General features: G+C 61.8%; 15 protein-coding genes and 1 pseudogene. 15 read left to right on the top strand and 1 reads right to left on the bottom strand.

The window, feature by feature from the left end; genetic code table 11:
- The 15 genes and pseudogenes from ACN0RJ_RS22925 to ACN0RJ_RS22855 all read left to right on the top strand — a co-directional run.
- Positions 1-231: pseudogene (locus ACN0RJ_RS22925) on the top strand (hypothetical protein); the annotation flags it as partial.
- Between the two features lie 109 nt (positions 232-340).
- Positions 341-769: a gp436 family protein gene (locus ACN0RJ_RS22920; protein ID WP_417725808.1), complete on the top strand. Its 429-nt coding sequence runs from the start codon at positions 341-343 to the stop codon at positions 767-769.
- Complete coding sequence (locus ACN0RJ_RS22915) at positions 769-1,200, top strand: hypothetical protein (protein ID WP_009177247.1); 432 nt, start codon at positions 769-771, stop codon at positions 1,198-1,200. Before ACN0RJ_RS22920 ends, ACN0RJ_RS22915 begins: the two co-directional genes overlap by 1 nt.
- Positions 1,197-1,340, top strand: a complete 144-nt coding sequence (locus ACN0RJ_RS22910) for a hypothetical protein (RefSeq protein ID WP_009176313.1) — start codon at positions 1,197-1,199, stop codon at positions 1,338-1,340. Before ACN0RJ_RS22915 ends, ACN0RJ_RS22910 begins: the two co-directional genes overlap by 4 nt.
- Positions 1,341-2,273, top strand: coding sequence for a phage tail tube protein (locus ACN0RJ_RS22905; RefSeq protein ID WP_417725807.1), 933 nt, complete (start codon positions 1,341-1,343; stop codon positions 2,271-2,273).
- Positions 2,274-2,288: 15 nt separating this feature from the next.
- The gene (locus ACN0RJ_RS22900; RefSeq protein ID WP_005651792.1) at positions 2,289-2,618 is read left to right on the top strand and encodes a hypothetical protein; all 330 of its coding nucleotides are present in this window, start codon (positions 2,289-2,291) and stop codon (positions 2,616-2,618) included.
- Between the two features lie 77 nt (positions 2,619-2,695).
- Complete coding sequence (locus tag ACN0RJ_RS22895) at positions 2,696-2,971, top strand: DUF1799 domain-containing protein (protein ID WP_005651794.1); 276 nt, start codon at positions 2,696-2,698, stop codon at positions 2,969-2,971.
- 2 nt (positions 2,972-2,973) lie between these two features.
- Positions 2,974-5,349, top strand: a complete 2,376-nt coding sequence (locus tag ACN0RJ_RS22890) for a phage tail length tape measure family protein (RefSeq protein ID WP_417725806.1) — start codon at positions 2,974-2,976, stop codon at positions 5,347-5,349.
- A complete protein-coding gene (locus tag ACN0RJ_RS22885) occupies positions 5,349-5,999 on the top strand; it encodes a hypothetical protein (protein WP_417725805.1) in 651 nt (216 codons plus the stop codon). The genes ACN0RJ_RS22890 and ACN0RJ_RS22885 overlap by 1 nt, the downstream gene beginning before the upstream one ends.
- 2 nt (positions 6,000-6,001) lie before the next feature.
- The gene (locus ACN0RJ_RS22880) at positions 6,002-6,592 is read left to right on the top strand and encodes a hypothetical protein (RefSeq protein WP_417725804.1); all 591 of its coding nucleotides are present in this window, start codon (positions 6,002-6,004) and stop codon (positions 6,590-6,592) included.
- A 17-nt stretch (positions 6,593-6,609) separates the two neighbouring features.
- Entirely contained in the window at positions 6,610-6,993 is a 384-nt protein-coding gene (locus ACN0RJ_RS22875) for a DUF6950 family protein (protein WP_417725803.1), read from the top strand.
- Positions 6,990-11,201 carry a hypothetical protein gene (locus ACN0RJ_RS22870; RefSeq protein WP_417725802.1) on the top strand — a complete coding sequence of 1,404 codons (4,212 nt, stop codon included), beginning with the start codon at positions 6,990-6,992 and terminating at the stop codon, positions 11,199-11,201. The genes ACN0RJ_RS22875 and ACN0RJ_RS22870 overlap by 4 nt, the downstream gene beginning before the upstream one ends.
- The gene (locus tag ACN0RJ_RS22865) at positions 11,201-11,596 is read left to right on the top strand and encodes a hypothetical protein (protein WP_065329836.1); all 396 of its coding nucleotides are present in this window, start codon (positions 11,201-11,203) and stop codon (positions 11,594-11,596) included. Before ACN0RJ_RS22870 ends, ACN0RJ_RS22865 begins: the two co-directional genes overlap by 1 nt.
- 7 nt (positions 11,597-11,603) lie before the next feature.
- Positions 11,604-12,431 carry a hypothetical protein gene (locus tag ACN0RJ_RS22860; RefSeq protein ID WP_417725801.1) on the top strand — a complete coding sequence of 276 codons (828 nt, stop codon included), beginning with the start codon at positions 11,604-11,606 and terminating at the stop codon, positions 12,429-12,431.
- A gap of 24 nt (positions 12,432-12,455) precedes the next feature.
- Positions 12,456-12,671: a hypothetical protein gene (locus ACN0RJ_RS22855; RefSeq protein WP_417725800.1), complete on the top strand. Its 216-nt coding sequence runs from the start codon at positions 12,456-12,458 to the stop codon at positions 12,669-12,671.
- Positions 12,672-12,739: 68 nt separating this feature from the next.
- On the opposite strand, the gene ACN0RJ_RS22850 is transcribed toward ACN0RJ_RS22855, so the two are convergent.
- Positions 12,740-12,907, bottom strand: coding sequence for a GAF domain-containing protein (locus ACN0RJ_RS22850; protein WP_417725809.1), 168 nt, complete (start codon positions 12,905-12,907; stop codon positions 12,740-12,742).
- Positions 12,908-12,912 lie beyond the last annotated feature (5 nt).

The following is a 12,912-nucleotide window of genomic DNA, read 5'->3' as shown; positions in this document are numbered from 1 at the left end:
ACCGATGCAGGCGAGGCCACGGCAACCGCAGACGCAACGCCGCCTGAGTTTCATGGCCGCAAGTTTCTGCGGGTTCTGGGACCGCAACAGGGGTTCCGCCGCGCAGGCCGCCGGTTTGGCCCCACGCCCGTCGATATCCCGCTCGATGAATTGAGCGAGGAAGAGCAACTGGCGCTCAAGGCTGAACCCCGCCTGATCACCACCTATCACGTCGAAGGCGTGGACGAATAAAGCGGCCAGCTCTGCCCCAAGAGCCGCTTTCGCTCCGGCAAACGGAGCCTTGGCCCGGCGGCGATCCTCGCGTCGCCGGGCCGTTTCACCCCCTCCGGAGCGCTGGCAGATGACCTACACATCCCTTGACGAGCTGATCGATCGCTATGGCGAAAACATGTTGATCGCCCTGACGGATCGGGGCGACGCCGCCACCGGCTTGGTGGATCTGGACACGGTCAATCAAGCCATTGCCGAAGCCGACGCGGTGATCGATGGCTTTCTGAAAGGGCGCTATCAGCTCCCGCTGTCTGAGGTGCCCGCGCAGGTTCCGCCTCTGAGCCGCGCAATCGCCATCTGGAAAATGCACCTCTACGAGGCCCCGAAGCAGATCGAGGCCGAATACCGCGAAGCCATGACCCAACTGCGCGACATCGCGAAGGGGGTCATCCTTCTGGACGTGGCCGGTGTCACGCCCAAGACGAACAGCAGTCAGGGCGTCATGACCACCGACCGCGACCGCCCGCTGACGCAAGACAGCCTCAGGGGGTGGATCTGATGCTGGATGCTGTCAAAGAGCGCCTTGAAACCCGTGTGAGCGAATTTGCGGACCGGATCGAGACATCCGTGGACCTGACCAAGCTCCTGAAGGATCGCGGCATCCCGCAAAACTCCACCGCCTTTGTAGTGCCGATTGGCTTGCAGGGCCGCCGCGCCCCCGACGCCACCGGCATCTTTATGCAGGATTATGTCGAGACCATCGGCGTGTTGCTGGTGGCCCGGTCCTACGACCAAACCGGCTCGCAGGCCCTCGAAAAGCTGCGCCCTTCAATCCAGCAGGTGATGGAGGCCTTGGCCGGTTGGTCGCCCGGATCGGCGTTTGGCGTCTTTGAGCTGCGCCAAGGCAATGTCGCCGGGATCAGCGGCGGCGCGCTTTTCTACATGATTGAATTTTCCATCAACGACCAACTGAGGATCACGGTGCAATGACCAAGCCCAAAAAGCCCAAGCTCCCGACGTCCGGTGGCAGCTATGTCGTCCAGACCAGCGGCAATCTGAAGCAAACCGAGGCCACCAAGCCAAAGCCCCCGCGCAGCGCTGCAGCGCCCACGGAAAAGAAGGAGACCTAAATGTCCCTGAACTGGAAGCAAAAGGTTCTCTTGGTCAAAACCGAGGCGACCTATGGCACCGACGCCGCCCCCAGCGGCGCTGCAAACGCCATTCTCGCGCAGGATGTGCAACTCAAGCCCATGGAGGGCACGGACGTCTCGCGGGATCTGGAACGGCCCTATTTTGGTGCTGACGCGACGATCCCCACCGAGCTGATGAGCGAAATCACGTTTGATGTGGAACTTGCCCCATCCGGCGTGGCTGGCACGCCCCCCGCATGGGGATCGCTGCTGCGCGCCTGCGGTTTGGCGGAGACCATCAACGCGGGCACGTCCGTGATCTATAATCCGATCACGCAAGCGCCGGAGAGCGCGACGGCTCATTTGCACATCGACGCCACCCGCTACGTGATCCTCGGCGCGCGGGGCAATGTGCGCTTGGACCTGCAGGCGCAGGCTGTTCCGAAACTGCGGTTCACCTTCAAAGGCCTCTTTGTGAAGCCGACAGATGCGGCCTACCCCACCGCCGATCTGACCCCGTGGACCGTGCCTCAGGTGGTCACCATGGGCAATACGCCCGTGTTCCAGATCGACGGGGTGGATCTGGTGATGCGCTCGTTCCAGATGGATCTGGGCAACCAGATCGAGGGCCGGTTCTTGGTTGGCCGTGAAGAGGTCAAACTTGGCGACCGGCAGGAGAGCATCGAGACCACCGTCGAGGCGGTTCAGCTTGCAACCTTCGACCCGTTCCAGCGCGCGCTCGATCAAAGCGCCACCGCCCTGCAACTCACGCATGGCACCGGCGCGGGCAAGATTGCCACGCTCGATGTGCCCGCCGCGCAGATGCAGCGCCCGCAGGGGCTGTCCACCGCCCAGAACGTCAAGGAATGGCCGCTGCGTCTGGTCCCGCTGCCGCAAGCGGGCAACGACCAATTCACCCTGACACTCACCTGATCCAGAGGCTCAATCATGTTCAACGTAGAAGAAACCCCGAGTTTCACCCGCACTGTGAAGGTCAAGGTTCCCAAGGGCGAAGGCCATGAGGAACAGACCTTTAAAGCCGCGTTTAACGTGGTGGACGATGAGGTCATCGAGGGTGTGCCTCTGCAAAACGCCGCCGAGGTGAAAAAGGTGCTGCGCAAGATGCTCGCGGGCATGGAAGACCTCGCCAATACCGCAGGCGAGGTGATCCCCTACAGCGACGAGATCCGCGAAAAGATCCTCAAACTACCCTATGTGCGGATCGCTCTTATTGCGGCGTATTACGATGGCGTCACGGATCAGCGCTCGGGAAACTGAGGTGGGCCGGTCGCGCTTGGGCGACCGGCTCCCTCTTCCCTGCCAAGCGCAGTGAAGAGACCAAAGACGACGCGGCATTGTTCGGCCTCAGGCTCAACACCGCCGCGTCGGCCAAAGACCAAGACAAGGCCGCGATCTGGGGCTGCAATCGCCCGGCACTGCTCGCATTCCTTGCCATTCAGACACAGTGGCGCGTTCTGGCGCAGGCCGATGGCAGCCGCTTCTGGGTCGGCCTTGATTACGCCGCTGCAGAACCCGCGTTCAGGCTTGAGGGCCTGACCCTCACGCCCACCGATTGGGTGGGCCTTCGCATCATCGAGGACGCAGCGCGAACCGCGCTGAATGAGAGGTAATCATGACGTTTGTCGTGCAAGGCGAGATCTTGATGGATGGCTCCGACGCTAAGTCGGAACTCCAGCGCCTGCGCGCAGAGCAGGCCAAGGTGGTATCGTCGACCGATAAGGCCAATCAATCTTCCACCCGTTGGGGCCGTACCGTGTCCGGTATGCGTACCCGCCTCAGTAACTTGCGCTCTGGTGCATCCAGTTGGGTGGCGGGGCTGCGCAACGTCGATGATACGCAAGAGCTTGCCGCCGGAAGTCTCGCCAATCTCACCTCACAATTCAACGATGTTACTGTGATGATGGCGGCGGGTCAGAACCCGATGCAGCTTGCAATTCAGCAGGGCACCCAGATCACGCAGGTGTTCGGCAACCGTGGTGCTGCGGCAGCGCTGGCCGCGACCCGGCAAGCGGCGATGAATATGATCTCACCGCTAAACCTCATCACCATCGGCTCGATTGCTGCAAGCGCTGCAGCGGTTCAATGGCTCACCAGCGCCAGCAAAGAGGCCGAAACCTTTGAAGACCGCCTGCAGGCGATGAGCGATGCCGTCGAGGTCTTTGGTAAACGTCAAGAAGAGGCCTTTCAAAGCACCGCTGACATGATCAAGGGGTTCGGGTCTGCCTCGCCTGAGTTGCGCGCTGTGCTTCAAGACCTAGCCGCGATGGCGAGGCTGGACGCACAGGAAGAGATCGACGGGATTTCAGAGAGCATCAGGGGGCTGGTCATCGCTGGCAATTCCGCAACCGAAATGTCGCGGATGTTCGATGCTGGCGATTTTCTTGGCTTTGGTTCCGCCAATCGGGCGGGTCGTGCTGTGAGCGCACAATTCGCCAGCAGCTTGGACGCAATGCGTGACGCGATTGAGCCTGCAGAGCGGCTAAAAGCTGCGCTCGATATCCGAGATGTGTTGCTAGAGACCAGCGGCGGGATCGAAAACCTGAGCGCGCGCCAAGAGGAGTTTTATAACGGTCTGGCGCAGCTCATCCAAGAACTCGAAGCCTTTGGCGCTACAGTTCGCCAACCATGGGATGACCTACGCGAGACCGGCAAAGACCTGTGGTCGGATCTGACCGCCAACGCAAAGGAGTATCTTGATACACGCTTGGAGGTGGACGCTTCTGCGCGGTCCACAATTGAGCAGCTTCAGCTAGAGGCCGAAATTAACGAGGCCATCCGCACCAGCGGCGAGGGCAGCGTGGAAGTGGCAGAGCTGCGCCTTCAGGCCGAGCGCGAGCTGTTCGAACAGCGCGTCGAAGAGCTGACAATCACAGAAGAACTCAAAAAGGAGATGATGGCCGCTTGGGATGCCGCCAACGGCGTTGCAGGCGTCGATATGGCAGGCAACATCGCGCTGGCCGCTAGCGAGGCGCAGCGCCTCAAGAATGAACTGCTGGCAGCAAAAGGGGCGGCGATTATGGCCGCCGCCAAAGCCAACCCAGATTTTCATGATCCGCGCGGTGAAAGCCCCGGCTCGGGCAATAAGGAATACGTCTACCAAGACCAAGGCCTGCCGCGTGTGGTGCTGCCGCCCAACCCCAGAAGCCGCCGGTCTGGCGGGGGCAGATCCGCCTCATCCGCCGACCGCGAACGCGAGGCCATTGAGCGCTTGATGCAACGCGAGCGCGAACGGCTGGAGATCCTGCGCGAGACCGATCCGGTTCAACAAGAGATGATCCGTTTCCGCGAGACCATGAAATCCGCAACCGATGCCGAACGCGAGGCGCTCGAAAAGATCATCAGCAAGCGGCTGGAAGAGCAAAAGGCGATTGAACAGACCCGCGAGCTGGGCAGCTACTTGGGCGAGACCATGCAGGACGTGAGCGCGGCTCTGGTGTCCAGTGGCGATGCTGCCGCCGATGCATGGGACCGGGTCAAGGCGTCCATCCTCTCCGCGATCCTGCAGGCCAGCCTACTGGGCGAAGGCCCGCTGGCCGGGGCTTTTGGCACGGATGAGACCGGCGGTTTTATCGGGGGCCTTTTGAAGCGCGCAGATGGCGGCATCATCACAGGCCGGGGCGGTGATCGCAGCGATCAGGAGCTGGTCCTAGCTAGCCCCGGCGAGTTCTTTGTGAACGCCAAAGCCACCCGCAAGCACCGCCACCTTCTGGAAGCGATCAACGCCGGGTCGCTCTTACCCGCTGCATTGCCTGCCTTTGCAAATGGCGGGGCCTTCGCCGCGCCGCCGGTGTTGCCCGCCGTGAGTGCCGGGGGATCCTCACAAGCATCGGACATGTCGCGCGTCCGCATTGAACCCAGCCCGCTGTTCCGGGTCGTGGTTGAGGAGCAATCCCGCCAGACCGCAGTTGAAGTGAACCAGAATTACGACCGCGAGCATTCCGGCGAGGCCTTTAATCGCAACTTAAACGACCCGTGGAGTGTAGGCTGATGGCGCTTTCTTGGCCGCTTCCCTTGGAGAGCTTTTTCGAAGGCCTTCCGATTCAGAAAATCAGTTGCCGCCTCGGTCGGGCTGAGACCAGCTCCGAGACCGGCGGCGGTGAGGTGATCTCGCACGGCATGGGCACGCGGCTGTGGCGCGGGCGCATTGTTCTGGACAAAGAGATCCACACCTATTGGGCCGCCATTGAGGCCAAGCTCGCCCTGCTGGAGCAACCCGGCGCGAGCCTGTTGCTGCGCGATACCCGCTTCAATGGAACCCGCTTTGACCCGCAGCTCGCAATCCTCGGCACCTCTAACCCGCAGATTGCCAGCCTTGCCGCCAATAACCGCGAGCTGGACCTCTCGGGCCTGCCTGCGAACTACAAGATTGCCGCCGGGGATCTGCTCGGCTTCACCTATGGCGCCAACCCCACCCGCTATGCCTACCACCGCGTGGTGGTCGGGGCTGAGGCCGGTGTTACCGGCATTGCCAGCGATATCGAGGTCATTCCCTTCATCCGGCCCGGCGCGCAGGTGGGCCGCCCTGTCACGCTTGGCGTCCCGGTTCTGAAAGCCCGCATTGCCAACGCTGAATATGGGCAGAGCCGCGCGCGGTTGAGTGAGGGCGGCTCCTTCGAGTGGACCCAGACGCTGAGGTAAACATGCAGTACGACGCAGTCACACAGGGCCAACTGGAAGAGCGGCGCGGCACCGACGCGCGTGTCCTTTTGTGGATTGAGGCCAAGAACCGCGAGACCGGCCTGCCCGAGGTGATCGGCTTCTGGTCTGGCGATGACCACCAAGACTTTCTGATCGATGGCGAGATCCGCACCTATTTCGGCGCGGGTCAGGTGATCGATGTGCCGCCGATCATCGTGGAGCCGGGGTTTCAGGTGCGCAACTACCGCGTGAAGCTGCCGCCCTTCACCGAAGAGGTGAAAACCCTGATGCAGACCTATGAGCCACGCTTGGCGCGGGTGGAGATCCATTCCTGCCCGCTGGACATCGACAGCGGCGCACCGCTTGGCACCCCCGTGCGGTGCTTCAAAGGGTTTCTCAATCAGGCCCCCGAAGAGCGCAAACAAGGCGACGCCAGCTACACCGAATTGGTGATGGTCACCAATGCCCGCATGCTGACTTTTGGGCTGCCGCTGAAGCGCTCGAGCGCCGAGCTCAAGCGCCGCAACCCGAATGATCGGGGCCGCGAATACATCGACATCACCGGCCAATGGACCGTGCCATGGGGGATGTGATGCAAGACAGATCCGAGATGCTGCTGCACTACCTGCGCGGTGTGCGCCTGCGCTGGAGCGGGTTTCGCCCCGGTCGGGTGGATTGCGCCAACTATGCCCACGGCTGGTACAAGCTGGTGACCGGAACCGACATCCGCGCCCGGCTTGGCATTGAGTACACCACACTGGAAGAAGGCAAGGAGGCCCTGCGCGCCAAAGGCTACCGCGACCTTGCCGCGCTCGCTGCCAGCTACATGCCGGAGGTGAACACCGCCGACGCAGCGCTTGGCGATATCGCCGCCCTCAGCGATGGGTCTGAGATCATCCTCGGCATCATTGGCGGGCCGCAGGTTCACGTCCTCACGCTGGCCGGGCCGAGCGTTCTGAGCCGGTGTAAAGCCGAGCGGGTGTTCCGCCCATGAAGCGCCTGTTTGAACGCCTGTATCTGATCCTCTTTCTGGTGCTTTTGGCCTCCCCTGCGGCAGCCGATCCCATCAGCGCAATCGTCGCGGCCGTCAGCTCATTCTTTGCGGGTGGGTCGGTTTTGGCAACGCTGGCCTCGGCCCTGTTGCGCTCACTGGTCAAAGCCGGGATTTCGCTGCTGGTGGCCAAGCTGCGCAAGCGCAAGCAAAAGACCCCCGGCATTCAGTCCACCCACACGACCAGCGGCGGGACCGAGCCGCAGGCCACCGTGCTGGGCCGTTTCGCGACACGCGGGCATCTGGTCTATCAATGCAGCTATCATGAAAACAATGCATGGCTCGCGCATGTTGTCGAACTGGGCGACCTGCCCGGCGCTACCCTGCGCAATCTCATTCTCGACGGGGTGTATGCCGACCTTGGCCCGGTCGATAGCCTTGGTCTGCGCCCGATCCTGTCAAAGACGGAAGAGGGCATTCCTTACAGCTACATCGCCTTTTTCGACGGCACGCAAACCACCGCGCATAATCATCTTGTGAGCTGGCGCGGCGGCGCTGCTGACCGGCCATGGACCTCAGATCACATCCTGACCGGCACCTGTTATGCGGTGCTTTATTTCTACCGGCGTGATCATCTTTATCCCAGCGGCGTGCCGAGATACGCCTTTGAGCTGGACGGCCCGCCGCTCTATGACATCCGCAAAGACAGCACCATGGGCGGCGACGGCTCCCACCGGTTCAACGATCCGGCAAGCTGGGATCAAACCACCAATCCCCTGGTCATTGCCTACAATGTCCTGCGCGGGATTGCCCTACCGGGTGGCGATCTCTGGGGCGGTGGGTTTCCGGCTGAAGACCTGCCCTATTCTGAGTGGGCCGAGGCTATGGACACTTGCGATCAGGTGGTCGCAGGGACTGGCCGCACGCAGTTTGAAGCCGGGTTTGAAGTCAAGTTTGAAGAGGCCCCCGCCGACTTTCTGGAAGAGTTGTTTTCCGCCGCGAATGCCCAGATCGTTGAGACCGGCGGCTATTGGTATCCGATTGTCGGCAGCGCCACCGCCGCCTCGGCTACGATTTCCGATGATGATGTTCTGATCTCGCAGGCGTGGCAGCACGACCCTTTTCCCGGCCTTGAAAACACCTTTAACGCGGTCACCACGACCTACACCAGCCCGGCCTCTTTGTGGGAAGCCTCCACGCTGGAAACCATCGTCAAAGACGAGTGGGTCGCAGAGGATGGCCGCCAGAAGCTCTTCGAGCTGAACCTGCCAATGGTCTACAGCGCCGAACAAGCGCGCCAGCTCACCGATGCGCTCTTGCGGGAAAACCGCCGGTTTCGGACCCATCGCCTGCCCTTGCCCGGTGAATACGCCCGCCTGCGTCCGCTGCAGAATGTGCATTTGAGCCTTCAGGACTACGGCTACGACGCCAAGACCTTCCGCATCACTGAGGCGGCCTATGACCTGCAGACGCTGAACGTCTCCCTCTCGCTGCGCGAGACCGACCCGGCGGACTTTGACCCGGATCCGGTGCTGGAGCTGCCGGAGACACCGCGCCCGACCGGCCCGATCCCCGTGACCGACGCGGGCGTTGTCGGCTTGGCCGTTGCCGGTGAGACCATCACGGCAGCGGATGGCAAGGCCCATGCGCCCGCAATCCGCATTGTCTGGGACGGTCGGCTATCTGACACCTGCACCGGCCTGACCTTCCAGATCCGCGTGCAGGGGCGACCTGAAGCCGAGGCCGACACCATCAGCACCACCAATGTCGCGGGCGGCAACTACCGCCACCACCCGGTGCAGCCCGCTGGCGACTATGAGGTGCGTGGCAAAGCTATTGCGCCAACGCGGTTGACGGAGTGGTCGGCGTGGCTGCCCGTCACAACGCCTGATGTGCGACCGGGCCTTGATGACCTTGCCGATGAGGTTGGCGAGGCAATTGATACCGTCCAAGCCAATCTCAACACAGCGGTCACTTCGCTCACTGTCGATTACAACGCCGCCCAACAGGCTGCACAGGATGCCGAAACAGCCGCAGATGCGGCAGCGCTCGCACGGGACAGCGCGGCGAGCCATGCTGCAGCTTCAGATGCTGACCGGTCATTGGCCGAACAAGCCGCCGCGAATGCACAGGGTTCCGCAAGCGCGGCAGCCTCATCCGCCTCCGCTGCGTCGTCTTCGGCCACGGATGCGGCGCAGGATGCCAGCGCTGCCAATGCAGATCGGCTTGCGGCACAGACTGCCCGCAGCGGCGCGGAAAGCGCGCGGGATGCCTCTGTTGCGGCTCAGAACAGCGCCAGCGGGTCGGCCTCGGCTGCCGCCAGTAGCGCCACCCTCGCAGCCAATGCAGAAGGTAACGCCCAACAAGCCGCGACAGCGGCGGCAAACAGTGCATCCAGCGCTGCCGCGTCTGAAACCGCTGCAGGAACCAGTGCGTCGGCGGCGGAGACAAGCAGCATCAGCGCCGCTGCATCCGCCAATAGCGCCGCCGATGATGAGGCCGCAGCCGCAGGCCACGCCTCCGACGCCCGCAACTCAGAACTCAATGCGGCGACCTCCGAGGCCAACGCAGCGGGCAGCGCGGCGTCGGCGTCCACGTCGCAAGAGGTGGCAGCCCGGTCTGAGCTGGCGGCCTCGGCTCTGGCATCTGGCAACCTTCTGACCGATCCGTCTTTTGGGTTCTCAGACGTAAATGAAGCGTGGGAAAACTCGCTGGGGGGTGTAGCCTCTTATGTCACCCACGGGCAATCCCTGCCGAGCAATCCCAAGGCGCTGCGGATCTCGCAGGGAAGCAGCGCAAACGCGGGGGCTTACGCAAAAAACTATCATGACCGCGACGATTGGGTCGGGCGCACGCTGCGGGTGGTCGCAAAGATCAGGGCCAGCCGCAGCGGTTTGAATGTCTATCGCTCGGGCCTCCTGCTGCGCAGCGCCGACGACACGCGCGGGTTTGAAACCGATATTTACCCGCCGATCACAACCGAGTTTCAGGCGTTTTCTCATGACATGCTGCTCACGGATAATGTGGCCCGTGACCGCATGCGGATGCGGTGGTATTTCACCGGCGGAACGGGCAACGATTGGATCGAAGTCACGGATATATCGGTCACGGATGTGACTGAGGTGATCGCTGCCGGGGCCAGCGCCAGCGCGGCGGCGTCCAGTGCCAGCGCCGCATCCACCAGTGCAACCGATGCCGCCCAAGAGGCGACCAGCGCGCAAAGCGAGCGGGTCAGTGCCGAAACAGCCGCATCGGCGGCGCTGGTGTCGCAACTGGCGGCGGCATCCTCCGCCACATCCGCCGAAAACTCTGAAACGGCGGCTGTCCTGGCTCAAACCGTCGCGGTTCGCGCACGCAATGCGGCGCAGGCTCACGCGACCGGAAATCTTATTCCCGATCCTGCCTTTGATGAGGAAGACTGCGTAAGCTCTTTGGGGGGCGATCTGTCCTATGTCACGCATGGGCAGGTTGGCACCATTAACCCCAAATCCGTCCGGTCGGCGTCAACCGACAATGACCCCACCGATGCGGGCGTTTATCTGGGCCGCACCAGCCTCAACGCCCCACCCGGTCCATGGGCGGGCAAGACGCTCCGCCTGAGTGGTAAAATCAGGACGTCGTCGGTTGGAATGAACCTCAGCGTCGGGATCGCGTTCTTTGGCGAGACCGGGCCACTTGTGACAACGGTCTATGAGAGCATCACGCCAACAACCGGGTTTTCGGAGTTTGCCACCGAGGTCACAGTTCCGGCGTCTGAGACCGACTATATCTACGCACAGGGGCGGGTGTTCTTTCAGGCCGCGACCGGCGGGACGCAATGGCTGGAAGTGGTCGACCCGTTCCTTGAGGATGTGACGGTTGCTGCCGAAACCGGCATTATTCAAGCCGCTCTGGCCGATCTCGAGGGCAATGCCTCGGCCTCGATTACCATGCGGGCGCAGGCCGGATCCGGGGGCGCAACGCTGGAGCTGGTCGCAGCCGATGACCCCACCGGCGCGACATCAGCGGCGCGGATTTCGGCTGACAACATTCTGCTCGATGGCACGGTTCAGGCCCAGCACATCGGCGTCACCAGCCTGTCAGCTCTGGTGGCTGAGATCGGCCATTTTAAGAGCGCCGCCAGCGGTGAGCGTGTTGAGATCGAAGATGACCGCATTCGGGTCTTCGACGGCAACAACGTCCCGCGCGTCGTCATCGGGAGGCTGGACTGATGGCCTATGGCATCGAGATGCGAAACGCGGACGGGTCTTTGGTTCTGGAAGGGCGGCAAACCCTGCCCCGGCTGGTGTTCCGCAAGAAAATCAAATGGGACCAGACCGGCCTGATCGCGACATTTCCCGACTTTGACGACACGCGCGGGGCCTTGGCCCTGACGCCGGGGGCCTTTCGCTACATCAATTCGTACATCGAGGGCACAGGGCAAGTGACCCGGCGGGTTGGCGAGGGCGAGGGTTATCCGCGCGGCGCGCTTTATGCCTACAACCCAATCTCGATGCCATCGGTCCATTGGGACAATGACACCAAAGAGCTGTCTGTCTTGGGCACAACGCCTTCCTATGGGGGCTTTGTCTCCGATTGGTGGGCCTACGGCATCCACTACAAGTGAGGGCAAAATGACCTACGGCGCGCAACTGCAGAACGAACTCGGTGAGACCATCACGGAATATGAGGATGTGCTATACGAGATCGACACGTTCCAGACGATCACGCCCCCGACCTATCAGTATTCTTACGGGTTTGATCATGCTTACTTTGAAGGCTGGGTGAACACAGTTTCCAGCCCGGCGACGCCATATTACGAACAGGTCGCGCGCAGTGGGCACATGGCGGTTTCCGGCTGGTCGAGCGACGGGCGTAAACGCTCGCGATATTGGGTCGGCGCTGACATGTGGGATTTGAATACGCTCCCTTTTGTTCAGCTCAAGAGCAATGGCATCTGGGGGATGCTGGGCAGCCCGTTTCGCTATGCCAATAACGGCGCGCGCGTCCTGCAATGGGCGGTCGGAACCTCTGACACCCTTTTGTCCTGCAAGATGGCCTCTACAACCCTGCCCGCCAGCCTGAGCGGCACTTACGGCATGCAGATCCGCAAGCCCAATGGGGATGTGTCATTTGACAGCCGCGCCAAGATGATTTCGCTCGCGGGGCATTTTTACATGTCCCAGAGCGACATGAATGCGGTTTTGGAAAATGGCGCGACCCGTACCTATTCCATCAATTCGCCTGCGCCGGGGGCCTATATCTGCGCCCCGCATTACACCTCGTTTCTCTACACCGGAACCGGGGCGGCATGGGTGCCGCGATTGCGCCAGACCGACAGCACCACGTTTCTGCTGGATCGCATCGCAATCAGCGGGCTGCGCCCCGGCCCAATTCCCGCAGCCGGATATGCCGGGGCGTTCTTCCACGACACGACCGTCATGGTCGCGCGCAACATTTAACCAAAGCCAAAGGAGAACTGGCAAATGACCGAACCAACCTCAACACCATCTGAAGAGCCTTTTGTGTCCAGCATTCCGCAGGTCGCAGCCGTGCAACAGATCATCGCTGATATCGAGAATATCCCTGACACAGTGGACGGGATGGATATGCGCCAATTCAAACGCATGGCGGTGACAAGTGGTGCAACATTCACCACCAATCTCACAGCGGTGATTAAACTCGGCACCCCGTCTGGGTGAGGCGATTTAAGGGCCTTTGAGGGGGCTTAAACGCCCCCTCTCAATTAACTTAACCAAACAAAGTACGATTAAGCCAAGCCAGCCTCAGACAAGGCTTCATCGATGCTTAACTGCTGAGAAACCCATGCAGCGAACAATTTGATCACCTCAACATCCATCTCGGTAAAGGGGCGACGTGCTTCAGGTGAGGAAAAGTTCAAAGTTCCAAATGTACGCCCCCCAACAATGAGAGGCACCCCAA

The sequence above is a fragment of the Salipiger sp. genome (assembly GCF_048261495.1).
Classification (GTDB): domain Bacteria; phylum Pseudomonadota; class Alphaproteobacteria; order Rhodobacterales; family Rhodobacteraceae; genus Salipiger.
This window is presented reverse-complemented; position numbering and strand designations above follow the sequence as displayed.

Coding starts and splice junctions, on each gene's coding strand:
- ACN0RJ_RS22920 (WP_417725808.1), top strand. CDS start 341: ATGACCTACACATCCCTTGACGAGCTGATCGATCGCTATGGCGAAAAC.
- ACN0RJ_RS22915 (WP_009177247.1), top strand. CDS start 769: ATGCTGGATGCTGTCAAAGAGCGCCTTGAAACCCGTGTGAGCGAATTT.
- ACN0RJ_RS22910 (WP_009176313.1), top strand. CDS start 1,197: ATGACCAAGCCCAAAAAGCCCAAGCTCCCGACGTCCGGTGGCAGCTAT.
- ACN0RJ_RS22905 (WP_417725807.1), top strand. CDS start 1,341: ATGTCCCTGAACTGGAAGCAAAAGGTTCTCTTGGTCAAAACCGAGGCG.
- ACN0RJ_RS22900 (WP_005651792.1), top strand. CDS start 2,289: ATGTTCAACGTAGAAGAAACCCCGAGTTTCACCCGCACTGTGAAGGTC.
- ACN0RJ_RS22890 (WP_417725806.1), top strand. CDS start 2,974: ATGACGTTTGTCGTGCAAGGCGAGATCTTGATGGATGGCTCCGACGCT.
- ACN0RJ_RS22885 (WP_417725805.1), top strand. CDS start 5,349: ATGGCGCTTTCTTGGCCGCTTCCCTTGGAGAGCTTTTTCGAAGGCCTT.
- ACN0RJ_RS22880 (WP_417725804.1), top strand. CDS start 6,002: ATGCAGTACGACGCAGTCACACAGGGCCAACTGGAAGAGCGGCGCGGC.
- ACN0RJ_RS22875 (WP_417725803.1), top strand. CDS start 6,610: ATGCTGCTGCACTACCTGCGCGGTGTGCGCCTGCGCTGGAGCGGGTTT.
- ACN0RJ_RS22870 (WP_417725802.1), top strand. CDS start 6,990: ATGAAGCGCCTGTTTGAACGCCTGTATCTGATCCTCTTTCTGGTGCTT.
- ACN0RJ_RS22865 (WP_065329836.1), top strand. CDS start 11,201: ATGGCCTATGGCATCGAGATGCGAAACGCGGACGGGTCTTTGGTTCTG.
- ACN0RJ_RS22860 (WP_417725801.1), top strand. CDS start 11,604: ATGACCTACGGCGCGCAACTGCAGAACGAACTCGGTGAGACCATCACG.
- ACN0RJ_RS22855 (WP_417725800.1), top strand. CDS start 12,456: ATGACCGAACCAACCTCAACACCATCTGAAGAGCCTTTTGTGTCCAGC.